A 24,469-nucleotide genomic window follows, 5' to 3' on the forward strand; every position below is an offset into this window, starting at 1 on the left:
GGTTAAAATTTGAGTGAAACAATGCATCCAAATGTTTTAAATGACGGAAGGTTGAAAAAATCCAATCCTCTCCCATTATCCATATCATAAAAATTCTGATTAGGATCTGCACCTTTATTGGCTTGCCAAAGCATTAGATTATTCACGTAAAAAGTCAGCTTAAGATTCTGATTTCCATAGTTAATCGGAAAATTGGAAGACAGTGAAATATTGTTGATTCTTATGTAATCTGCCTTTTGAATATAGTTTTCCGCTACTCCCAGATAGCCATATCTCGACCATCTGTTTTCCTGAACATTCCGGCTGGGATCATAGAAGTCAACAGGAATCTGGTTGATGCTTCCATTGGCATCTACACCCTGGAAAACATAATTTTTACTATTTCTCTGGTCTCCGGAATCGGAAGAACGTCCATAATAATCAAGAACAGCCTGTGTTCCGTTCCAGAGGTGACCGCCTTTTTTCCATTCCCAATTGATATCTAAGGATAGATTTTTATAGGTAAAACTATGATTGAACTTCATTACAAAATCTGGTGTAGGATCTGCAATAATTTTCATTCCATTGGCTTTTTTAGGGAATCCAAACTCATCAATAATCAGTTGTCCAGCTGCATTTCTCTCAAAATAACTTCCCATTACTGCACCCAAAGCCTGGCCTTCTGACAATGTTTTATAAATGTCTTTAAATCCTGAAACAGCCAGATTCTGATATCCGGGAGCGATGCGGTCTACAATGTCTTTATATTTGAAAAATGAAACTTTATGGTTGGTATAAATATGATAGCCAAGGCGCAATCGGTTGTAAGCAAAATTGAATTCATATCCGCTGTACGTATGGTCTGCAATATTCTTTAGCTTCAACTGATTGTTTTCAAAAACAGGAAACAGATCATCTGTATTTTTTCTGTTGAAATATTCTCCATCCAAATTTATATGATAACCAATATTCAGCATGGCTCCTACTTTCCATTCTTTGGAATTGACGTTGGATAATCCTTTGAAACTTTCCACTTCCTGTACCGGGAAGTATTGATTATAGTTTTCTGCATTCAGCAAAGTTGTGGCATAAGAAGCATAGGATCTTGTAATTTCCGGTTCTGAACTCAATTGAGTATAACTTCCCAGTAACTTAAAATTATAATTATACCAATCGAAAATCTCATTAAATTTTAAATAGAAATTCGCTTTTGGCAGCCAATAATTATTTTTAAGGGAGGTATTGGAAATATAAAATGCATTCCCAAGATTAACACCTGCTTCAAAATCATAATTGCGAATCTCCATATTATAATTAAAAATATGGTCCTGTGAAGTTCTCTGATAGAGAGATCGCTGGTTGATAAAACTGTTATAAATATCAGATTTTCTATCATTTAAAATAAAATTCAGGCTGAAAATATTTTTAAAATCATAGTCTCCCAATGTATAGGAACCTAATATATTGGAATGATACGCACTGCTGTTCTGAGTTCTTTCATTCAATACTCCATTGCTAAAACCATACGCAGAAGGTTTGTACTGATCAAGATTCCAGATGGTATTTTTTTCGTAGGACTGGCTGATATTCACTTTAAAATGATCCCAGTTTTTTATTACATTAAGACTAAACCATCTTTCACGGTTCTGATAACGGTATTTGCTGTCCTGCTCAAAAAGAAATGAAGGGTTGTCTGCATATTGGCTGTAGCTTCTCTGAGAGCCATTGTTCAGAAAAGTATTCTGTTCATTGGAAAAGGAAACCGGTGTTAGCAGTGAATTCTGATAGGCCTTATTGAACAGCCCAATTCTATTGGTATTGGTTGCTTTATCTTCTTCATAATTAAAAGCAAGATTGATGTTATATCCTCCTAATTCTGTATTCAGTTTTGCTTTAAAACTATTCGCGATATCAAACTGATCGATAAAATACATCTGATTTTTCTGCTGCCCCAGATTCAGGGAAAGCCGGATTTTTTCGTTGTTCCCTTCTTGTATAAAAGCATTTACGTTCAACTGATTGTTGTATCCTACTGTAGTTTTAAAAATGTCGTTTTTATATTTCCGTGCATGCTGAAGACCATCAACCCAGGGGATTAATTTTCCGTTCTGATCATATTCGTAAGGCAATCCATTAAATCCCAATGTAGAAATATCGGGTCCGAAACTGAACATCTCATGGGTTTCAGGTCCGTTCCAGACAAGGCTTCCGTTTTCTGATCTTCCCTGAACATATCTGCTCTGCGTTGCCGGAACCGCATTTCTGTTTTTAATATCAAAAGAGGTCGTAAAGCTCCCGTTAAACATTAACATCCTACTATCAAGTCTTTTAACAGTATAAACACTGTCATTCTTTTGCTTTAATTTTCTTATCAGATTAAAATAAGAATGTGATTTTTTACTTAGTCGGGTCTTTGTTTTTTCAATACTAAAGTCATCTCTAATTTCCTTTGAAACCAAAGTATCATAGGCTTTGCTGTAAATATTTTCTACATTTTTCTTTTCTGTCTGACTCTCCAGAATAGCTCTTAATTCTCTGAGTTCATAGGTAGAAATAACGTGAATGTTTTTACCCTGATTCCACACTAAAGTATCATAAGGTTTAGCAGCAATGATTGCAAATCCTTCCTCATCAGTCAGTTCATAAATGCCGCTGTTTTTATTATGAATCTTTAAAAAGTTCTGTACTTTATCTTTAGGTGTTAAAAATTTCCCGGAATAATACAATTGTGAGTTTTGTGCCTGTAATAAGCTAATGGTAAACGGTAATAACAGCAAATAATTCTTTTTCATCGGTAATTAGTATGTTTAAAAGTATAAAAAAAGAAATTTCCGGGGAAATTTCTTTTACAAATTATTTTTGAACTGTTTTATAACTTTCTATCAACCTTATAAATTCCGATCGATAGCCTTCTTCATCTTTACTTTTGCCCTGTTTGGCGAGGTTTTCGATATCTGAAAGGTCTTTCTTTGTAATCAGTTCAGAATTCCTTAGTACCAGTCCGAACCATGCCACTGAAGAAGCAAATTTAAAATCCGGGCTTACTGAAGATTTATTTTCTTTTTTAATCACGTTAGTTATCTCAATGCTTTTGTCTCCATCAGGTTTTTTGTATCTGAACTTTACCGTTGCCATTTCATCTCCAAAATTCTTCTTCTTAGAAATTTCAGAATATTTCAGTTTTGTTTCTTTGGGAATAAATTTAGAATCTACGTTTGCCGGGATAACTTCATATAAAGCAGTTACCGTATGTCCGCTTCCTAGTTCTCCAGCATCAATCTTATCATTGACAAAGTCTTCATTTCTCAGTTTTCTGTTTTCATACCCGATCAGTCTGTATGATTTTACATATTTAGGATTAAATTCAATCTGCACTTTTACATCTTTGGCAATGGTATAAATATTTCCTGCAAATTCTCTTCCCAAGAATTTATTGGCTTCCTGCATATTATCAATATAAGCGTAATTTCCATTTCCTTTGTCTGCAAGGGTTTCCATGGTATTATCTTTATAATTTCCCATTCCATAGCCAAGGCAGGTAAGGAAGATTCCGGTTTTCCTTTTTTCTGTGATCAACGTTTCAATATCGGTGGTAGAAGAAGCGCCTACATTAAAATCACCATCTGTCGCCAGAACGACTCTGTTATTTCCTCCTTTGATAAAATTTTCCTTTGCCAGTTTATAGGCAAGCTCAATTCCTGCTCCTCCTGCCGTACTTCCTCCTGCCTGAAGATTATCCAACGCTTTAATAATTTTTTCTTTTTCACCTGCTGACGTTGGGGACAAAACCACTCCTGCACTTCCCGCATAGACTACAATCCCAACCTTATCCTTAGGTCTGAGCTGGTTCAGTAAAACTTTAAGAGAAGACTTCAGCAATGGCAATTTGTTTTCCGCATCCATAGAACCTGAAACATCAATAAGAAAAACAATATTGGATGCAGGCAGATGATCCATCGGGATATTTTTTCCCTGAAGTCCTATTTTGAGCAGTTTATGTTTTGGATTCCATGGAGATTCACTGTATTCTGTATTAATTGAAAAAGGATCGCCATTGGCGGGTTGAGGATAATCATACTTAAAATAATTAATCATTTCCTCTACCCTTACTGAATTTTTATCAACTTTATTTCCATAATTAATCATTCTTCTTACATTGGAATAGGATGCATTGTCTACATCTATAGAGAATGTAGAAACAGGTTGGTTACGGGTTAATTCAAATGCATTTTCAACTAACGCTGCATATTCTTCATTGTCATAATCAATATCCTGATCAGCTTTTGTTGTAGTCTTTTTAACATTTTTTTTGTCACCCACCTGATGGTCATAAACTCTTCCTGGTTCATGGAATCTTATGGAACTTTCTACTTCCATTGCAGTAACTGACTTTGGTTTTGGGCAGCCATTATATTCCGGTAATCCCGGAACTGTAGGACAGGCATCGTCTTTATCCAAAATCCCATCTCCATCTGTGTCCGGCCATGGACAGCCATTATTTTCAGGAGGTCCCGCCACTGTAGGACATGCATCATCTTTATCAATTACCCCATCTCCATCTGATTCTACCCACGGACATCCTTCATTTTCTATCGGACCAGCAATATCAGGACATTTATCTAACTTATTAGGAATCCCATCCTGATCTTTATCTTTCCTGACACTGTAAGCCTTTGGCTCGTTGGTTGTTTCAGTATTTTTTTGAGTTTTACAGCCTGTCAATAATACAAGCCCTAGCATGGTTATTAGAGTTTTTTTCATTTTGTTCAAATTTCGGAAGGAAATTATTAAAATAAATTCAAACCTGTTAATAAATATTTTATCATGCTTATTTCTCTACAGTAAGAAAAGAAATTTCCAAAGAAATCTCTTTTCTTAAAAATCACTTTTGAACTGTTTTATAACTTTCTATCAACCTTATAAATTCCGCTCGATAGCCTTCTTCATCTTTATTTTTGCCTTGTTTGGCTAGGTTTTCAATATCAGAAAGGTCTTTTTTCGTAATCAGTTCAGAATTCCTTAGTACCAGTCCGAACCATGCTACTGAAGAAGCAAATTTAAAATCAGGGCTTGCTGAAGATAATCTGTTGTCAGCATTTTTAACAACCTGACTGATTTCACGGCTGGTATCTCCATCAGGCTTTTTATATCTGAATTTTATCGTAGCCAGTTCATCTCCAAATTCTTTCGAAGAGGTGTTCTGGGTATATTTCAGATCATTGTTCATGGGAATAAAGTGTGATTTTACATCTGCTGGAATCACCTCATACAAAGCAGTTACTGTATGCCCGCTTCCTAATTCTCCTGCATCAATTTTATCGTTGATAAAGTCTTCATTTCTCAGTTTTCTGTTTTCATATCCTATTAAACGGTAAGATTTTACCAATTTAGGATTGAATTCAATCTGAATCTTTACATCTTTGGCTATGGCATACATACTTCCTGCAAATTCTTTCCCTAAAAATTTATTGGCTTCCTGCATATTATCAATATAGGCATAATTTCCATTGCCTTTATCTGCAAGGGTTTCCAAGGTGTTATCTTTATAATTTCCCATTCCAAAACCTAAACATGTTAAAAAGACTCCTGATTTTCTTTTATCTTCAATCAGCGTTTGAAGATCTGAAGTGGAAGACATTCCAACATTGAAATCTCCGTCTGTAGCAATAATAACACGGTTGTTACCTTCTTTCACAAAATTTTCCTGTGCTAATTTATAGGCCAGCTCAATTCCTTCTCCTCCTGCAGTACTTCCTCCCGCCTGAAGGTGATCCAAAGCTTCAATAATCTTATCTTTTTCTCCAGCTGACGTAGGTGGCAGCACCATCCCTGCGCTTCCTGCATATACTACAATTCCCACTTTATCTTTAGGTCTAAGCTGGTTCAGCAAAACTTTAAAGGAAGACTTCAACAATGGCAATTTGTTTTCTTCATCCATTGACCCTGAAACATCGATAAGGAAAACAAGATTGGATACAGGCAGATGATCCATCGGGATATTTTTTCCCTGAAGTCCTATTTTAAGCAATTTATGCAGTGGATTCCATGGGGAGTCGCTGTATTCTGTATTGATCGAGAAAGGTTCTCCGTTTTTAGGCTGAGGATAATCATATTTAAAGTAATTAACCATTTCTTCGATTCTTACAGCATTTTTATCAACTGCCTGTCCATTATTAATCATTCTTCTTACATTGGAATAAGAAGCATTATCAACATCAATAGAGAAAGTAGATAATGGCTGGCTGCGAGTTAGTTCAAAAGGATTTTCAATAAAAGCATCATAGCTTTCATTATTTTGTGTAACCGGCGTAATCTGCTGTTGACTATTAATTTCATCCTGCAGCTTTTTCAGTTTTTTTCTTTCTCTTCTTGAAAGATCTTTGGTAGTTACTACAATAACTCCATTTGCTGATCTGCTTCCATAAAGTGCTGCAGCTGTGTTTTCTTTTAAAAGAATAACGCTTTCAATTTTGTTAGGATCTAATTTTCTGAAAATCTCCTCATTTGTCAGTACTCCGTTTACAATAACCAGTGCTTTATTTCCTGCTGTTACAGAAGATGTTCCTCTAATCCGCAGCTGATTGTCATTAATATATCCCTGAGTGATATTACTCCCCAGATTTCCTCCAGATGTACTGATTTGTATCCCTGCTACTTTTCCCTGCAACGATTGATAAACCGTAGCCTGGGGTAAGTTGCTGACAGAGGTGCTTGTAACTGTACTGGATGCTGTCACAGAACTTCTTTTAACTTTTTTTGAATATCCCATTACCACCACTTCTTCAATTTCTTTTGTTTTTAAAGTATCACTGTATATCGATGGTGAAGGTATCAATATTTTACCGGGAGCTTCTACTTGTGATATACCATGAGTAGCTCTTAATATATAGGGATCTACGGGTTCAACAAGTGTAGGCTGGTGAGCAATAGGACTCGGTAAAGACAACTCTTCTTTTCTGATTTTATCTTTTATTTTCCGATCTATTTTCGCAATATCCGTTTGGGTAATCGGACCTCTTGAAGTGGTATTTTCTGCAATGACAGGTTTTAAAGGCTCTGCAGTTTCTTTTTTATTCATAAAATAAAGGGCACCTAAACCAATCACCAGGCTTGCAGCAATACCATACGGCAGCCAAAGAGGAATCATTCTCTTTTTTTCTTCTTTTTTATCTAATTTTTCTTCAATCTTAACCCATACTTTTTCAAAACCAGGAAAAACGGTTGGTTCTTCAGAAAGCTTAGAGGCTTCATTGAATTGTTGATCTATATGATTATTTTCCATTGTTGTAAAAGTTTAAATGTTTTGATTCACTAAAAGTTCCTGCAGCTTTTTTCGTGCAAAATTGAGCTGGGATTTTGATGTACCCTCGCTGATGGAAAGCATGGTTGCAATTTCCTTATGGGGATATCCTTCAATAGCGAAAAGATTAAAGATGGCTCTGCAGCCTTCCGGGAGAAAATTCAGTAAACTGAGAATATCTTTTTCCAGAGAAAGATTTTCTGTGGTTCCCTCGGAATGATCAATGAAGTTTTCTTCCAGGGAAATAAAGAGTCCTTTATTGGTTCTTAATTTCTGCAGGCATTCGTTTACTGTTATTTTTCTAGCCCAGGCTTCAAAGGTTTCGGGGTTCTGAAGCTGAGTAATTTTCGTGAAAATTTTGTAGAACGTATCAGCCAATACTTCTTCTATATCTTCATCGTTTTTCAAATAGCGTCTGCAGACTGCGTAAAGCCTGCCCGCCATTTTTTCGTAAACCTTCCGCTGGGCATTGCGGTCGCTACGCTGGCATTCCAATAATAATTCTTGTTCCATAGTCAGGAGTTATACTATTATAGATGCATAAACTTTTCCAGGGGTTGGAAACATGGTCAACTTTTTTATTAAAATATCGAAAAAGCCAATTTTCAGATCAGCCATTTGATATTTTTTTCATTTCAAATTTAACTTTTCCATCTGTAACAAATCTCTATTATCAACGACTATTAATACAAATAATCTTTTTATAGTAATGAAAAATGCCAAAATTGCATCATTACTTTTTGTTTTGTCTGCAGGAAGTATGATGTTTGCCCAAGATGACTTGATTAACAAGTTGAAAAACAACCAATCTCAAAATGCTAATTTTCAGTTCACGACGTTAAAAGACGTTGGCGCAACTTCTGTAAAAAACCAGGGTTCATCAGGAACTTGCTGGAGCTACTCCGGAAATTCTTTCCTTGAATCTGAAATGCAGAGAATGGGCAAAAAACCTGTAGATCTTGCCGAAATCTTTACAGCAAGAAATTCTTACCATGATAAAGCAAAATTATATGTTTTGAATAATGGTGCAATCAGCTGGGGTGACGGAGGAGAGCTTCACGATGTTATTAATATGTACAAGAAGTACGGAGCAGTTCCTCAGGATGCGTATACAGGATTAAAATCGGGACAGACTACCAACAACTTCAAGGAAATGCAAGGGAAACTGAAGCCGGTTCTTGACAGCCTTGTTCAAGCTTCTTCAAAAGGGAAACTTACAGATAACTGGATGGATTCTGTAGATGCAATTCTTGATGAGTATTTAGGAAAAATACCTGCTAACTTTACGTATGAAGGGAAAAACTATACTCCTAAAACATTTGCTAAAGAAGTAGTAGGAATCAACCCTGAAGATTATGTAGAATTATCTTCTTACAAAGATTATGCATATTATGAGAAATTTGTAGTTCCCATTCCTGATAACTGGAGCCACGATTCTGACTGGAATATTCCGATGAAAGATCTTACAGCGATCATCGACAATGCGGTAACTAAAGGATATTCTGTAGGTTGGGCAACTGACGTTTCCGAGCCTTATTTCTCTTACAAAAATGGGGTAGCTTACGTTCCGGACATGGATCTTGATCAAATTACAGCAGAGAATAAGCAGACTTTGTTCACAGAGCCTAAAAAAGATAAAACCATTACTGAAGACATGCGTCAGAAAGCCCTTAACAATCTTTCTACAACGGATGACCACGGTATGCACATTGTAGGTTTGGCAAAAGACCAGACGGGTAAAGAATATTATATGGTGAAAAACTCATGGGGTGTAACCAATGATTTTGCCGGATATCTTTATGTAACAAGACCTTATGTTGAATATAAATCAACGGCAATTCTTGTTCACAAAAATGCCATCCCAAAAAACATTTTAAAGCAACTGAAACCAACGAAGAACATTGGTTTGTAAGAAAAGAAATCATTTCTGCCATTTTTAAAGGGCAGTTTTAGATATTTAAATCTGTTAAAACCCGCTCCCGGAAATTCCGGAGCGGGTTTGTTTTTATTCTGAAGTATTTCTTTCCATGAGAGGTATTTATATAAATTCACATTGGAATATAAACTCTTGTCTGGCTTCCAAAAAATATTATATTTGTATAAATCAACAAATTATTACCTATGAAAAATTTAAGAAAATTATTAAAGTCAGATTTAAAGAGCATCATTGGAGGAAATGCTCCGGAATGTCCGGAAGGAACTACAGCTTGCTATATTCCAGGCAGCAACGGAATTCCTCCCCGCTGGAGATGTGTTCAGGATTCTATAGGCTGTCCATAGACTTATAAAAATCGGCTTTCAGGAAATCCTGAAAGCCGATTCTTTAATAAATAGGTGAAAATTAAATATAAAATAAAGTGAATTATGCTGATTTAATACCAGACAGAATTGTCAATTCAGCTTCACAAGTCAATAAATTATGCTGTTAAAAAATTGACCGCGGAAGTGAATTCACCATTCCTTATTGATATTAAAATAAAACGCCCATACTTTCTGCTGAGAAATCCAGAAGAGCTTCAGTGTTTCCTTCTTTGATCTTCTGTACCCATTGGTGATCCTGTAAAATGGCTCTTCCTACTGCAACAAGATCAAACTCTTCATTATCAAGTCTTCTGATCAGTTCTGTAAGATCTGTTTTTTCTGTTCCCTCACCAGCAAATGCATTAAGAAAATCTCCGTTCAAGCCTACAGAACCTACTGTAATGGTTGGCTGTCCGGTAATTTTTTTAGCCCATCCTGCAAAGTTTAAATCAGAACCTTCAAATTCCGGTTCCCAGAAACGACGCTGTGAACAGTGGAAAATATCTACACCAGCTTCTTTTAAGGGTAATAACCAGTCTTCCATTTCATTAGGAGTAAATGCCAGTCTGGTTTTATAATCCTGTTGTTTCCATTGTGAAAGACGGATAATAATGGTGAAATCCTCTCCTACTGCTGCTCTGATAGCTTTTACAACTTCTACAGCAAATCTGCTTCTCTCCTTTAGTGTTTTACCTCCGTATTCGTCAGTCCTTGTATTGGTAACTTCCCAGAAAAACTGATCAATAAGATAACCATGTGCTCCATGGATTTCAATACAATCGAAACCAAGATCTTTTGCTGATTTTGCAGAAGCTGCAAACTGTGCAATGGTATCCTGAATATCTTCAATCGTCATTGTTGAAGCTTTTTCCATTTGAACTAACGGATAGTCTTCCGACATTCTTGTATCTCCTACATGCCAGATCTGAGGACCCATTTTACCTCCATTCTGATGTACAGTATCGATTACATTTTTCCAGCCGTTTAAAGCTTCTGTTCCATAGAAATCCGGGATATTCTGCAGATTTTTTGATCCTGGTCTGTTAATCACAGTTCCTTCAGAAAGAATTAATCCTACTTCTGAAGCAGCTCTCCTTCCGTAATAGTCTGCAATATTCTGAGTAGGAACTCCATTGTCAGATTGTGCTCTGGTCATAGGAGCCATTACTATTCTATTTTTAAGCTGTAGATTCTTGTATTGAAACGGTTTAAATAATGATGATGTGCTCATATTTAAATTTACATTTTATAATTGTTACACAAAGTAACTAATAATAGTTCACTTTTGTATCTTTTATTAAAAAAATAGTGGTAACTTCGCAGTAACTTACATTAGTAACATCAAAGTAACGTATGAAACTTTGGTTTTATATGCTGTTTAAAATAAAGATCTCCTTATGAAAAAGAATGAATTGATGCAATACAGCTGCCCTCTGGGCAAGGCAATGGCCGCTTTGGGAAGCAAATGGAAGCCCATTATTGTTCTTGTTATTAAAGACAGGAAGTTACGTTTCGGGGAACTGGCAGTACGCATTAATGTCATTTCCAGAAAGGTCTTGACTGATCAATTGAGGGAGATGGAAACGGACGGACTGGTTATCCGTGAAGAGTTTAAAGAACTGCCTCCACGAGTGGAATATTCTCTTACAGAAAAAGGATTGGCTTTATTACCTATTCTGTATTTACTGGAAGAGTGGGAAGCAAAATATCAGGTGAAAGGACAGCATGAAGATAAAGATTGTTCTTTTTTGAATGAAGATATAAAAAATAAAAAGGCTGTCAATGTTTGATAGCTTTTTGCTTTTTAAAACAATTCTGAGCATTATTTATTAATTATCCGGCTTACTTTTTACAAATAAGGATAAAATAAAAAATGTAATTAAAAACATAATAAACTGAATCAATAATACAGGCCATATACTTGGATCGGCATATCTACATCCGAAACTCAAAATTGAGACAGGAAATGTTACTATTAAAGCATATAAAGTCCATTCACCATATAATAGATCACTGCCATAAGCTGAACATACTGCCAATGTTCCGGTTCCTACATATAATATCGAAATAATGAGCGCCCATTTTCTCGACTTCAAAAATGAAGTTATTTCTTTCATGTTTTATTTAATATAATTAAGCACTTTCAAAAAGGTAAGTATATAACGAAAAGGTAAGCATATAGGTTCAAAGCCATTTCTGATGCAAATTTGCAGAAAATATTTCACTATGAATTACAAAGAAATTGCAAAAGAAACCATTGGAAACCTATACAAAGCCCACAACAGCATCCGAAAATCCGGTATTGATGAAAAACTGATCGCTTTGGTAGAGTTACGTGTCTCACAAATCAATGGCTGTGCCTATTGCTGCAGTTATCATGCTAAAGAACTTTCTAGTTTCGGCTTTGAACAAGACGTTATTAACAGGCTTCCAGGCTGGAAACATACCAATGCCTTCACTGACGAACAAAAGCTTGTTTTAGAATGGGCTGAAGCTATTATTTACAGTAAAGATGGCTGGCAACATATCAAAACAAAACTAACGAAGCAATTTACGGAAAGAGAAATTGTAGAGCTTACTGCAAGCATTACCTTGATGAATACGTTGAATAAGTTGAGGATTACTTTGGCTGAGGGAGATTAATCAAGAAGGAGCTATAAATCTATGGCTGTTTTTATTTTTGAATAGATAATTTATTAAGCTTTATTTGAACACTTTCATGGTAATCGCCATTAAGATAATATACAAATCCTTTCTCTATCACAGCTTTTGAACCTGCTGTAGGAATTGAATCTTTGTATTTAAAATAAAGGGTATCATTTTTTAAGCTATAACTTCCGCTGTACACATCGTTGTCCCGCATCATTCCATGAGAAATGAATTCGAAACTGTTATCATCATACATTTTCAAATAAATCCAGCCTAAAGGAGCTTCTCTGTCTGCCAGTAAAACTTCTTTTTTATTCGCTTTCTTACAACCTATAATTATTAATATTAAGATCAAATATAAGAATCTAATTTTCATGGTTTATCACTGAAGGATTCAAGTAAATATAAACAAAAAAACCGCTCCCAAAAGGAAGCGATTTTAAAATGTATCTAAAATCCCAATTAGAATATCGCAGGATATTTCTGAGGATTTGTTTCATTAAACATTGCGTAGATTTTTTCTACCATATCATCTGTAGACGGCTTGCTGAAGTAGTCACCATCACTTGCATAGGCAGGTCTGTGATCATTGGCAGAAATCGTCAACGGATCTGAATCCAGGTATCTGAATGCTTTTTGTTTTTCAAGGATCTGCTGTAAGATAAATCCTGTAGTACCTCCTTCCACATCTTCGTCAATCACTACTAATCTGTTGGTTTTCTTAACACTTTCAGCAATTTCGTGAGATAAATCGAAAGGAATCAATGACTGGATATCAATCACTTCTGCAGAAATTCCCAGTTTTTCCAATTCGTTAGCTGCTTCCGTTACAATTCTCCATGTAGAACCGTAAGTTACCAACGTAACATCTTTTCCTTCTTTTGTTACTTCAATCTTTCCTACAGGCACAGTGAATTCTCCTAAGTTATCAGGCTGTTTTTCTTTTAATCTGTATCCGTTCAGACATTCTACGATGATTGCAGGTTCGTCCGTCTGAAGCATTGTATTGTAGAATCCAGCAGCTTTCGTAAGGTTTCTAGGGACAAGAACCAAAATACCTTTTGAAAGGTTAAGAATACCTGCCATTGGAGAACCTGAATGCCAGATTCCTTCCAGTCTGTGACCTCTTGTTCTGATGATCAATGGAGCTTTCTGACCACCTTTTGTTCTGTAATGTACGGTTGCAAGATCATCACTCATTCCCTGCAGACAGTAAAGAACATAGTCTAAGTACTGGATTTCCGCGATAGGTCTCAATCCTCTCATTGCCATACCAATCCCCTGTCCAAGGATCGTTGCTTCACGGATTCCTGTATCAGCGATACGTAAAGCACCGTATTTCTCCTGCATTCCTTCCAATCCCTGGTTTACGTCACCGATATTTCCGGTATCTTCTCCAAAGATTAAGGTTTCAGGATATTTTTCAAATATTTTATCAAAGTTGTTTCTGATTACGACTCTTCCGTCTACATCTTCAGAACTGTCAGAATAGACAGGCTTAATTTCCTGAATATTTTCTGCTTTCCACTCAGACTGAGAGTATAAGTGAGAAGAATAGTTATCCTTTTCAACAGCAGAAACTTCATTGTACTTCTGCATCAGTTGATTTCTTTCTGCAGAGTCTGTCCCTCTTGTTGCCAGTAATGCTTTTCTTACCAAATGGAAGATATCTTTCTTAGCTTTTGAAACTAACTTATTGAAGTTAGCAATATATGTTTCCACTTCAGCATTCTGACCTTTAAGATTTTCTACTAAAGGTAAGATAGACTGGATAAGCTCTGAAATTGCTTTCTGATAGTTTTCCCAAGCTGCCTTCTGTCCTGTTTTTGCTGCCTTCTTCGCTTCCTCATCAATAGCGTCTAATTCTTCAGCCGTAGCAATCACTTCTTCTTTTCCATCAATATCGATAGAATAGTTCAGGATCCACTCTTTGAATTTTGCCAGACCGTCATATTCAGCTTCCCAAGCCAGACGCTCTTCGTTTTTATATCTTTCATGAGATCCGGATGTAGAGTGTCCCTGAGGCTGCGTAACATCAATTACATGCACTACTACCGGTACACTTTCTGTTCTTGCGAAATGTTCTGCCTTAGCATAAGCCTCTAATAATGCAGGATAATCCCATGCTTTCACCTGGATAATCTCACATCCCTGATTTTCTCCTTCTTTTCTTTGGAAACCGCTTAGCATTTCACTGATATCAGCTTTTGCTCTCTGGTTTTTAGTAGGTACTGAAATTCCGTATCCGTCATCCCAGATTGAAACAATCATAGGAACCTGAAGAGCACACGCTGCATTCAGCGTTTCCCAGAAATGTCCTTCTGCCGTAGAGGCATCCCCAATAGTTCCGAAAGCAATTTCGTTACCTTCTCTTGAGAATTTTTCAGAACCTTCAAATTTTACGCTTTTATAAATTGTAGAAGCCTGAGCCAATCCCAATAATCTTGGCATTTGTCCGGCTGTAGGAGAAATATCTGAAGAAATATTTTTCTGAGCTGTTAAGTCTTTCCAGCTACCGTCTTCATTTAAACTTCTTGTTGCAAAATGCCCGTTCATCTGTCTTCCAGCTGAAGCAGGTTCTCTTTCCACGCTTGTATCTGCATACATCTGTGCAAAGAAACTTTCTACTGTTAAGGCATCTATTGCCAATGCAAAAGTCTGATCCCTGTAATATCCTGAACGGAAGTCTCCATTTCTGAAAACTTTCGCCATTGCAAGCTGAGGAAGTTCTTTACCATCCCCAAAAATTCCAAATTTAGCTTTTCCCGTAAGAACTTCTCTCCTTCCGAGATAAGACATTTCACGAGAGATCCTTCCTAACCTGTAGTCTTCAAGTATTTGATTTTTAAAATCTTGAAAGGATATTTGCTGTGTTTCAATATAGGTTGTTTGCATAGCTAAGTAAAAAAGTTTTTTAATCTTCAAGTATTTTGCTAATATACACTTTTTAAATTAATTTTAATTTTTAATAATCTTTTTTAAAAATTTGATAATAAAAAAAATTGTGCTTTATTTTGAAAAAAATTGTAAATGATGGAGAAAAAGTCACCTCACATTTTGAATGCTTCAAGCAATCTTTTAGGGTTTTCGTTGATTATTATTACCTCATTGAAAATCTCTAAGATCAGTCAGAGTACGTATTTGGATGAATTTGCAGGATTTGCCTGTATTCTTTTTGCATGCAGCTGCTTCTTTTCTTTTCTGGCGATCAGAACAAGAAATACAAAGCGGGAATACACGTTTGAGAATATTGCGGATTATTTATTTTTAATCGCTTTATTTTGTATAGTTCTAGCTGTTATTATTGTAACCCTAAAAATTATTTAATTTAAAATTTTCGCTCAATTACATAATCCAGCATAATATGTAACGACTTTCTTGCTTCAGAATCCGGAAATTCATTCAGAATGTTTTTCGCTTTCTGCTGGAAATCTTTCATGACCGTAATGGCATATTCCAACCCACCGGAGCTTTTAACAAATTCTATAAGCTCTTTTACACGTTTGGGATTGTTATTATAACGTTTTATGGTATCGAAATAGTACTTTCTATCCTTTTCGCTGGCTGCCTTCAGGGTATGAATTAAAGGAAGAGTCATTTTCTGTTCTTTAATATCAATTCCTACCGGCTTACCAATCACGTTTGAACTTAAATAATCAAAAAGATCATCTTTGATCTGAAATGCCATCCCGGTAAAGGTTCCAAAATCCATCATTTTTTTGGCAAGAGCCTCATCTGCATTGTTGGAAAGAACACCTATTTCACAGCATGCTGCAATCAGAGTCGCTGTTTTCTGGCGGATAATTTCATAATACACATCTTCAGTGATATCCAGCTTTCTGGCCTTTTCCAGCTGAAGAAGTTCTCCTTCGGACATTTCACGGATCGTTCTGGAAATTACTCCAAGCAGGTCATAATCTTTATGGTCTGTAGATAGTAAAACCGATTTTGATAAAAGATAATCTCCCACCAAAACCGCAATCTTATTTTTCCACAGTGCATTGATTGAAAAGAAATTACGACGTTTAAAGCTTTCATCCACCACATCATCATGTACCAGAGTAGCAGTGTGGATCAGCTCAATCATAGAAGCACCACGATAGGTTTTTTCCGTCACTTCACCCACCAGTTTGGCACAAAGAAACACAAACATAGGACGCATCTGCTTTCCTTTGGTGGTAACAATAAAACGGGTTACTTTATCTAATAAAGCTACTTTACTCTGCATTGATTCATAAAACTTCTGTTCAAAAAGTTTCATTTCATCATTGATCGGTCGTTTAATCTCTTCTACTGTATTTGCCACAATCTGCGAATGCTGGGTGAATAATTATTAATTCTCACAAAGATAATTTTTTTCGCTCAATTTTAAGATAAAATTAATCTTTGAGTTGATCTTTCGGAATAAAATAAAAAGAGGGTTTTGTAGTTCCCAACGGAGATCTGAACTTTTCTCCGGAGATATACATTCCTGTTTCATCTACACTTATTCCTTCAATCTGTGACAGGGAAAGTGCTGTTCCAAGGTAATAATGTTTGGGTTTTTCTTTAAAAAATATTCCGGGCTCTGTCTCTGTAAAGATATCTAAAAATACTTCTGTTTTCTTGGTATATCCTATTAAATAAAGCTTTTTATCAAAATAAGAGACATCTGTAACCACAAAACCTGTAGTATAGGCCTCTATTTTTTCTGCCTTTTGCAGTTCTGAAATTTCAGGATCTACGATATAGTGTGAGGTTGCTTTTGAAGCCCATTCTTTGGTAAATACATGCAGTTTTCCATTTAAATAGATCATGGCCTCTGCATCGAAGTCATTTTTTGTATTTTTAGAGGCAAAATCAGTCTGTTCCGGATAATAAAAAAGAATTCTTGTTCCATCCAAAGCTCTTTCTGAACCGGGAATTTTAATGGTATTAGCTGTATCAATACGTCCGTAAGGAACTTTATAGATCATCAGATCTTTCCTGGTTCCCGCATTATTTCCGAAATCTCCGATATAAAAATTTCTCCCATCATTAGCCAAAGCCTCCCAGTCTGTATTGATTACATTGGTTTTCAGAGTTCTGATAATTTCGCCACTTTTTTTATCAATCTCAAAAAGTTCAGCAGCATTTCCACTATCATTGAATGTGTACAGCTTTCCATTTAAAATATTCAGTCCTGAGGTTTCCTCAATTTTATCATCAAGATAACCTACTCTGTATTTTTTTATTTTCAGAAAGTCAGTCCGCTGTGAAAATGCAGACTGGAAGACAAAAAGAGCAACAATCAGAAGAAATTTTTTCATAGGACAAAAATAGGGTTTTATTGTGAGCTAGTTAATTGGAGAGCTAGAGGGCTTGAGAGTGAGTATGAGAGATTTCGGGATGTGATTTTGAGATTTTGAGGATGAAATGGTTCATTTACAAATTACTTGGCTCTTTTACCTTTTATCTGTTACTTTCAACTATTGCCATCATCTTCCTAAAATAGAAAAGCGGACTAAAATAGCCCGCTTTTCCCTTAGATTTCTATTGATTTTAAATCAAAAGTTAAGCAGATTTCTGCTCTTTCTGATTTAGCTGTTGTTCTTTCTTTTTAGCCTGTTTTGCAAAATACTCTTTCTGGTATTGCTTTACTGTTTTTCCGGTTCCGTCATGTCTCCATCCCGGTGAATTGAAAATATAATTAATTCTGTCTGTGAATTTTAATCCCGGCTGCTTCAGATCTTTCCAGATTTTTCTCCATTCATAAAAAAGAACCGTATCCGGTCTGTTATCGGGCATTTTAGGATATATTCCGTATTTTACAGGAATATTGGGATCTTCTTTCTGAAAGGTTCCGAATATTTTATCCCAAATAATCAGACACATCCCCATATTTTTATCCAGGTATTTTACATTGCATGCATGATGTACACGATGGTGAGAAGGAGTCACCAGGATATATTCTAAAAATCCCATTTTCTTCACGGTCTGTGTATGCACCCACGTCCCGTACACCTGCCCAATAGCGTATGCCACCATAATATGCCATGGATTAAATCCTAAAAATGCGAGTGGTGAAAAATACAAATATCTGTAAAGCGGCTGTAGTACAGGGCTTCTGAATCCTGTGGTAAGGTTAAAATATTCTGAACTGTGGTGCGTAATATGAACTGCCCAGAATGCTCTGGAACGGTGATCCACATAATGCAGCACATAATAGGCAAAATCTGTGATGATAAAGCATGCCAGCAGATACCATATACTAAGATCCCATGAAAGAAGTCTGTGATTGTAAAAGAAAAACATTACGCCCATGGCAAATGCCTTCATGATAAGGTCAAGACCAAAATTCATCAATGCCAGATAAACATTGGTAGCCAGATCTTTTCCACTATAGAGCTTAGCTTCTGAAACGTGACTGTAAATCATTTCAGCTAAAATAACAGTAGCATGCAGCGGGATAGCCCATGCATACACATTTTCCAGCCCATCCTCGCTCATTAAAAAATCCATCATCACAAAATAATTTGTGCAAAGGTAGGGTTTTAGCCTATGTTTTAAGAAAACCTTAGGCTTTTTTTAAGGAAATTTTAATCTGTTGTTTTGTTGGCCAACTGTCCGCAAGCTGCATCAATATCACCTCCACGGCTTCTTCTGACCATTACAGTAACCCCTGCATTTTCAAGCTGTCGGATATAATTTTCTTCTGCCTGTTTGTTGCACTGATCATATTTTCCATCCCCGATCGGATTGTATTGAATAAGGTTTACTTTTGAAGGTACCTGTTTGCAGTATTTGATTAAAGCTTTGATATCTTCATCCCCATCATTGATTCCTTTCCAGACACAGTATTCAAAAGTAATGACAGAACCTGTCTTTTGATACCAGTACTGAAGCGCTTCTATAATATCCGTTAACGGGAATTTATCAGAGAAAGGCATGATCTCATTACGCTTTGATTCAATAGCGGAGTGAAGAGATAAAGCAAGCTTCACACGTAATTCATCATCTGCAAGCATTTTGATCATTTTAGGAATACCGGATGTAGAAACGGTAATTCTTCTTGGAGACATTCCCAATCCTTCCGGCTGGGTAATTTTTTTGATAGCTTCCACTACGTTTTTGTAATTCATCATAGGCTCTCCCATACCCATAAATACGATATTGGAAAGTGGTCTGTCGAAATACATTCTGCTCTGGCTGTCAATCAGGGCTACCTGATCTACAATCTCAGCTACTTCAAGGTTTCTCATCCTTTTCAGTCTTGCTGTAGCGCAGAATTCGCAGTTTAATGAGCATCCTACCTGAGAAGATACACAGGCTGTTGTTCTTGTTTCTGTAGGAATAAGAACAGATTCCACCATCAGCCCATCATGAAGTTTCACTCCGTTTTTGATGGTTCCGTCAGAGCTTTTTTGAAGAAGGTCTACGGAAACAGGATTAATGGTATATTCTTCCGAAATTCTCTCACGCAGTGATTTGGAAAGATTCGTCATTTCGTCAATCGAATGGAGGTTTTTACTCCATAACCAGTCATAGACCTGTTTCGCACGAAACGGTTTCTCTCCTAAAGATACGAAATAGTCTTTAAGCTGGTCTAATGATAATATACGGATATCTTTCATTGTAAGGTTGTAGATTATAGGTGGCAGGTGGCAGATAACTACTACCTGCCACCTTTTACCTATTATCTTTTTTAAAGAATTAACATTGCATCACCGTAAGAATAGAATTTATACTTTTCTTTTACGGCTTCTTCATAAGCATGCATGATGAAATCTCTTCCTGCAAATGCAGCAATCATCATAATCAAAGTAGACTTCGGTGTGTGGAAGTTGGTGATCATTGAGTTCGCAACTCCGAAATCGTGAGGTGGATAAATGAATTTATTAGTCCATCCGTTGAAAGCAGAGATTTTTTTGTTTGAAGAAACAGAAGTTTCCAATGCTCTCATAGTAGTAGTACCTACTGCACAAACTCTTCTGTGAGTTTCTACTGCTTTGTTGATAATCGCAGCATTTTTCTCATCAATGATGATCTCTTCAGACTCCATTTTGTGCTTAGAAAGATCTTCTACCTCAATTGGGTTGAATGTTCCTAATCCTACGTGAAGGGTAACTTCAGCAAAATTGATTCCTTTGATCTCTAATCTCTTCATCAAATGTTTAGAGAAGTGAAGACCAGCTGTAGGTGCAGCCACCGCTCCTTCTACTTTAGCATAGATCGTCTGATATCTTTCTGCATCTTCCGGCTCTACTGCTCTTTTGATATATTTTGGAAGCGGAGTTTCTCCCAATTCTTTTAGTTTCGTTCTGAATTCGTCGTAAGAACCGTCGAATAAGAATCTTAATGTTCTTCCTCTTGAAGTCGTGTTATCAATAACTTCAGCTACCAAAGACTCATCTTCTGTGAAGAATAATTTGTTACCAATTCTGATTTTTCTCGCAGGATCTACCAAAACGTCCCAAACTCTGGTTTCTTTATCAAGTTCTCTTAATAAGAAAACTTCAATTTTAGCACCTGTTTTTTCTTTATTTCCGTAAAGACGTGCAGGGAAAACTTTAGTATTGTTGAAGATGAACAAATCTTCTTCATCAAAATAATCCACTACATCTTTGAATAATTTGTGCTCGATAGTTTGTGTTTTTCTATCAAGTACCATTAATCTAGCTTCGTCTCTGTGCTCTGATGGGTGTTCTGCTAATAATTCCGCAGGAAGATCAAAATTAAAATCTGATGTTTTCATTTTTTAAATTACGGTTTAAAAATTATTGAAATTACAAGGTGTAATTTTCGGAGTGCAAATATACGACATTGAATACCCCTTTGTCAAGTATTATTTACAATCAAATATAAAACCGTGATTTTACGGGGTTTTTAAAGGCTTAAAAATAGTATTTTTGAGAAAATTAAAATTCAATATGGAATCTGTAAGTAAAATATACTTCATTGATAATCCGTATCCTAATGGTCATAAAATTGAAACATTCAGCTGGAGCGGAAGGATTGATGAGTATGGATCTATCTGGTTTGATTTTCATCTAAAAACTGAAAGTTATTATGCCGATGATGAGGAAAACAGTGAGGAAGAAAATGAAGATTTGTCTGACTGGGACTCCAAAATAGTGTGGGGAAATTATCACGCCTGCATATTATCGTCAAATTATTGGGGTGAAGAGAAAGGAATCAGAATTGATAAACCCGGTGAAAAACTGGATTTCGATACTGTTATTAAAAATGATCTTTTCAGCAATGATTTGCCGTCTGAAAAACATTTTGATGACGACAATCTTGCCTTCAATATTTATCTGCTGGGACATGACAGCTGTGCAGGTCATCACATCCGGTTCTTAAAAACAGGTGACCATCAATATGATATCACATGGACAGGTAAAATAGCATTGACCTACGCGGGTGATGAGGAGTTTTCTCATGATTTCAAAGCACAAATCTTCAATGCTGAGTTCGAAGGTTTTCATTATCCCAAAACCTGGTCATTAGAAAAAGCGGCAGAAATATTTAATGCCAAGCTTGCCCGTTTTGAAGACTATGAATTTGTAGATCTGAATCCTAAAAGTAACAAACGGGAATATAAACTCGACAAACTAAGATAATAACATAGTAAAACAACACATTAAAAATATTATAATGAGTAAATATTCAATAGAAGCATTTATCAACGAGACAAAAGAGAATCCGCAGCAAAGAGATTATTTTGAACTGGAAACAAAACACCTTCTTGAAATCAACCTTAATAATCAGGCGGTATGGACAAAAAAAGGAAGTATGGTAAGTTATGTGGGTAATATCAATTTTGAAAGACAGGGAATGCTGGCTGGAGGAATTGGAAATCTTTTGAAAAAAGCAATCAGTGGTGAAGGAAGCAAACTCATGAAAGCAGAAGGAACCGGAAAATTATATGTAGCCGATTCCGGAAAGAAAGTCCGTATTCTTTATCTGAATAATGAATCAGTTTGTGTAAACGGAAATGACGTTCTTGCCCACGAACAAAGCGTAAAAAGTGATATCACCATGCTGAAAAGCATTGCAGGAATGATGTCCGGAGGTCTTTTCCAGGTAAAGCTTTCAGGTACAGGACATATTGCCATTACCACTTATGGAGATCCTTTAACCTTACTTGTAACTCCTGATACTCCTGTGTTTACAGATCCTAATGCTACAGTTGCATGGTCCGGAAATCTAAGCCCGGAACTGAAAACCAACGTTTCTCTCAAAAGTCTTATTGGCAGAGGAAGCGGAGAAGAATTCCAGATGAAGTTTTCAGGACACGGATGGGTACTGATTCAGCCTTATGAAGAGGTGTATTATATGGAAAAATAAAACAAACAATCCTTAAGGAGTGATTTAGAATTTTCGTAATCATTAAAATTGCATCCAGTGAATACCCTTATAAAACTATTTTTCGTGATCATTCTACTTCCTAATGTAATGATTGCCCAAAAAACAAAGAAAAATTACGAATACCATATAGATCTGCTTCACCTGTCTAATGATAAAGTCCGGGTTTCATTTTCACCTCCAAAGAATAATCTTAAACAAGGTAAGTTTATTATTCCCAAATTGGTTCCCGGATTTTACCAGGCTATGAATTTCGGACAGTATGTTTCTGATTTTACGGCCACCGATAAAAACGGAAAAAAAATCTTAACCGAGCGTTTGGATAAAAACAGCTGGATGGTTCATGATCTTAAGAATGTAAAGAAAATATCATATCAGGTCGCTGATGGATGGGATTCTTTGGAAAAGAATAATCAGGAAGCGAAGTCTCCAGGCACGATGTTTAAAAAAGACAGTGTCTTTGTCATCAATTATAATTCTTTGGTGGGATATTTTGAAGAAATGAAAGGTAATCCCTACCAGATTAAGGTTACAAAAAACAAGGGTTTCTATGCTTCTTCTGCTTTGAATTATCAACAGAAAAATAAAAACACCGATATAGTTTGGGCTAAAGATTACCGCCAATTGGTAGATTCCCCTGTTTTATACTGCGTTCCCGATACTACATGGATCAAAATAGGCCACACCGAAGTACTCGTATCATTTTATAACGATAAAGAGCGCCATTATTCAAAAATAATAGCCCGTGAAATTGAGAATATTTTGAAAAATCAGCAAGCCTATCTGGGTGGAACATTACCGGTCAATAAATACGCTTTTCTGATCTATTATGAATCTTCAAATGAAAATGGATATTTAGGAGACGGATTGGAGCATTCTCATTCTACCCTGTGTCTGTACCGTGCCGGAAGTATGAAATTTCTTCCCCATGCTTTAAACAGAGTGGCCTCTCATGAGTTTTTTCATATCGTTACTCCTCTCAATATTCATTCTGGGGAAATTCAGCATTATGATTTCCTGAACCCTGTCATGTCTAAACATTTGTGGCTATATGAAGGGATGACAGAATATGCTACCATACACATGCCCATCAAACAAAAAATGATCAGCCTGGAAGATTTTGAAAAAAGTCTGGAAGAAAAAATACAGGGCATGAAGGAGTTTGACAATAAACTGTCCTTTACGGAAATGAGTAAAAACTCTATGGAAAGACAAGACCAGTATATGAATTTCTACCAGAAAGGAGCATTGCTCGGAGCGTGTCTGGATATAAGACTAAGGGAACTTTCTCATGGAAAAATGGGAACTCAGGATCTGATGCAGATGCTTATGAAAAAATATGGTGAAGGTAAATATTTCGATGATGACCATCTTTTTGATGAGATTACCAAAATGACTTATCCTGAAATACGCACTTTCTTCAGAGATTTTGTAGAAGGCACCCAACCCATTCCGTTGAAAGAATATCTGGAAAAAACAGGTTTTAATTATGATGAAACCACCGGAAAAGTAACCTCTTTCCCCAATCCGGATTCCAAGCAGCTGGCACTAAGAAAAGCCTGGATCAATCAATAGATTTTTAGATAAAATGGCAAAGAGGCAAAAGGTAAATGAAGATACTCTCCTGCTCACAAACCTTTTCATCCCAAAAACTCTAAAATTCTTTTCCAAGCAATAAATATATACTATCTAGCTTCCTACGGAATGACAAAGTGAGCGGATACATAAAATGCTTAGGTTCTCCATTCCGTAGGAATCTATACTCTTACAATTTCAACGCTTTTACTCTAAAACCCTCTTACTCTAAAACCTTCTAACTCGCACCCCGCACCCCGTAATTCATAAACCCTCCCACTTAATATCTCTCACGCCATCGGGATTTACAAAAGTTTTAATATATTTAAGAAAAAAATA

The 24,469-nt window shown here is 36.2% G+C and carries 21 protein-coding genes; 8 read left to right on the forward strand and 13 right to left on the reverse strand.

Going from position 1 to position 24,469, the window contains the following annotated elements; all coding sequences use genetic code 11:
• Positions 1–2 precede the first annotated feature (2 nt).
• From ODR02_RS10675 to ODR02_RS10690, 4 genes are all read right to left on the reverse strand, one after another.
• The gene (locus tag ODR02_RS10675) at positions 3–2,771 is read right to left on the reverse strand and encodes a hypothetical protein (protein WP_309512424.1); all 2,769 of its coding nucleotides are present in this window, start codon (positions 2,769–2,771) and stop codon (positions 3–5) included.
• A 61-nt stretch (positions 2,772–2,832) separates the two neighbouring features.
• Positions 2,833–4,740 (reverse strand): vWA domain-containing protein, encoded by a 1,908-nt coding sequence (locus ODR02_RS10680; RefSeq protein ID WP_309512425.1) that lies wholly within the window; start codon positions 4,738–4,740, stop codon positions 2,833–2,835.
• Positions 4,741–4,861: 121 nt separating this feature from the next.
• Positions 4,862–7,261 (reverse strand): vWA domain-containing protein, encoded by a 2,400-nt coding sequence (locus ODR02_RS10685; RefSeq protein ID WP_309512426.1) that lies wholly within the window; start codon positions 7,259–7,261, stop codon positions 4,862–4,864.
• Positions 7,262–7,273: 12 nt separating this feature from the next.
• On the reverse strand, positions 7,274–7,792 hold the full coding sequence (locus ODR02_RS10690; RefSeq protein WP_105680822.1) for an RNA polymerase sigma factor: 519 nt from the start codon (positions 7,790–7,792) through the stop codon (positions 7,274–7,276).
• A gap of 196 nt (positions 7,793–7,988) precedes the next feature.
• On the opposite strand from ODR02_RS10690, the gene ODR02_RS10695 reads away from it, so the two are divergent.
• Both ODR02_RS10695 and ODR02_RS10700 read left to right on the forward strand, forming a co-directional pair.
• Positions 7,989–9,191, forward strand: a complete 1,203-nt coding sequence (locus ODR02_RS10695; RefSeq protein ID WP_309512427.1) for an aminopeptidase C — start codon at positions 7,989–7,991, stop codon at positions 9,189–9,191.
• A gap of 209 nt (positions 9,192–9,400) precedes the next feature.
• The gene (locus ODR02_RS10700) at positions 9,401–9,559 is read left to right on the forward strand and encodes a hypothetical protein (protein WP_209789000.1); all 159 of its coding nucleotides are present in this window, start codon (positions 9,401–9,403) and stop codon (positions 9,557–9,559) included.
• Between the two features lie 190 nt (positions 9,560–9,749).
• On the opposite strand, the gene ODR02_RS10705 is transcribed toward ODR02_RS10700, so the two are convergent.
• The gene (locus ODR02_RS10705; RefSeq protein WP_209788998.1) at positions 9,750–10,811 is read right to left on the reverse strand and encodes an NADH:flavin oxidoreductase; all 1,062 of its coding nucleotides are present in this window, start codon (positions 10,809–10,811) and stop codon (positions 9,750–9,752) included.
• A gap of 166 nt (positions 10,812–10,977) precedes the next feature.
• On the opposite strand from ODR02_RS10705, the gene ODR02_RS10710 reads away from it, so the two are divergent.
• Positions 10,978–11,370, forward strand: a complete 393-nt coding sequence (locus ODR02_RS10710; protein WP_079242396.1) for a winged helix-turn-helix transcriptional regulator — start codon at positions 10,978–10,980, stop codon at positions 11,368–11,370.
• 39 nt (positions 11,371–11,409) lie between these two features.
• On the opposite strand, the gene ODR02_RS10715 is transcribed toward ODR02_RS10710, so the two are convergent.
• The gene (locus ODR02_RS10715; RefSeq protein ID WP_309512428.1) at positions 11,410–11,697 is read right to left on the reverse strand and encodes a hypothetical protein; all 288 of its coding nucleotides are present in this window, start codon (positions 11,695–11,697) and stop codon (positions 11,410–11,412) included.
• Positions 11,698–11,806: 109 nt separating this feature from the next.
• Here ODR02_RS10715 and ODR02_RS10720 point away from each other — a divergent pair, with 109 nt between their 5' ends.
• Positions 11,807–12,223: a carboxymuconolactone decarboxylase family protein gene (locus tag ODR02_RS10720; RefSeq protein WP_309512429.1), complete on the forward strand. Its 417-nt coding sequence runs from the start codon at positions 11,807–11,809 to the stop codon at positions 12,221–12,223.
• 31 nt (positions 12,224–12,254) lie between these two features.
• Here ODR02_RS10720 and ODR02_RS10725 read toward each other — a convergent pair whose 3' ends face one another.
• Both ODR02_RS10725 and ODR02_RS10730 read right to left on the reverse strand, forming a co-directional pair.
• A complete protein-coding gene (locus tag ODR02_RS10725) occupies positions 12,255–12,605 on the reverse strand; it encodes a hypothetical protein (protein WP_209788993.1) in 351 nt (116 codons plus the stop codon).
• A gap of 86 nt (positions 12,606–12,691) precedes the next feature.
• Entirely contained in the window at positions 12,692–15,124 is a 2,433-nt protein-coding gene (locus ODR02_RS10730) for an alpha-ketoacid dehydrogenase subunit alpha/beta (protein WP_309512430.1), read from the reverse strand.
• A gap of 135 nt (positions 15,125–15,259) precedes the next feature.
• Here ODR02_RS10730 and ODR02_RS10735 point away from each other — a divergent pair, with 135 nt between their 5' ends.
• The gene (locus ODR02_RS10735) at positions 15,260–15,556 is read left to right on the forward strand and encodes a hypothetical protein (RefSeq protein WP_245169862.1); all 297 of its coding nucleotides are present in this window, start codon (positions 15,260–15,262) and stop codon (positions 15,554–15,556) included.
• Between the two features lies 1 nt (position 15,557).
• Here the strand turns inward: ODR02_RS10735 and ODR02_RS10740 are convergent, their stop codons facing one another.
• From ODR02_RS10740 to queA, 5 genes are all read right to left on the reverse strand, one after another.
• Positions 15,558–16,535, reverse strand: a complete 978-nt coding sequence (locus ODR02_RS10740; RefSeq protein WP_309512431.1) for a polyprenyl synthetase family protein — start codon at positions 16,533–16,535, stop codon at positions 15,558–15,560.
• A gap of 73 nt (positions 16,536–16,608) precedes the next feature.
• Positions 16,609–17,517 (reverse strand): hypothetical protein, encoded by a 909-nt coding sequence (locus ODR02_RS10745; RefSeq protein WP_309512432.1) that lies wholly within the window; start codon positions 17,515–17,517, stop codon positions 16,609–16,611.
• A gap of 244 nt (positions 17,518–17,761) precedes the next feature.
• Positions 17,762–18,712 carry a sterol desaturase family protein gene (locus tag ODR02_RS10750; protein ID WP_209788985.1) on the reverse strand — a complete coding sequence of 317 codons (951 nt, stop codon included), beginning with the start codon at positions 18,710–18,712 and terminating at the stop codon, positions 17,762–17,764.
• Positions 18,713–18,786: 74 nt separating this feature from the next.
• A complete protein-coding gene (gene rlmN, locus ODR02_RS10755) occupies positions 18,787–19,821 on the reverse strand; it encodes a 23S rRNA (adenine(2503)-C(2))-methyltransferase RlmN (protein ID WP_309512433.1) in 1,035 nt (344 codons plus the stop codon).
• A gap of 71 nt (positions 19,822–19,892) precedes the next feature.
• The gene (gene queA / locus ODR02_RS10760) at positions 19,893–20,942 is read right to left on the reverse strand and encodes a tRNA preQ1(34) S-adenosylmethionine ribosyltransferase-isomerase QueA (RefSeq protein ID WP_079242405.1); all 1,050 of its coding nucleotides are present in this window, start codon (positions 20,940–20,942) and stop codon (positions 19,893–19,895) included.
• A 154-nt stretch (positions 20,943–21,096) separates the two neighbouring features.
• Between queA and ODR02_RS10765 the strand changes: the two genes are divergently transcribed.
• From ODR02_RS10765 to ODR02_RS10775, 3 genes are read left to right on the forward strand one after another with little or no spacing between them, the layout of a single operon-like run.
• Positions 21,097–21,810 carry a hypothetical protein gene (locus tag ODR02_RS10765; protein WP_309512434.1) on the forward strand — a complete coding sequence of 238 codons (714 nt, stop codon included), beginning with the start codon at positions 21,097–21,099 and terminating at the stop codon, positions 21,808–21,810.
• A 34-nt stretch (positions 21,811–21,844) separates the two neighbouring features.
• Positions 21,845–22,537 (forward strand): AIM24 family protein, encoded by a 693-nt coding sequence (locus ODR02_RS10770; protein WP_309512435.1) that lies wholly within the window; start codon positions 21,845–21,847, stop codon positions 22,535–22,537.
• Between the two features lie 57 nt (positions 22,538–22,594).
• Entirely contained in the window at positions 22,595–24,130 is a 1,536-nt protein-coding gene (locus ODR02_RS10775; protein WP_309512436.1) for a M61 family metallopeptidase, read from the forward strand.
• Positions 24,131–24,469: the final 339 nt, after the last annotated feature.

The organism is Chryseobacterium sp. CFS2 (assembly GCF_036543225.1).
GTDB classification, from domain to species: domain Bacteria; phylum Bacteroidota; class Bacteroidia; order Flavobacteriales; family Weeksellaceae; genus Chryseobacterium; species Chryseobacterium culicis_A.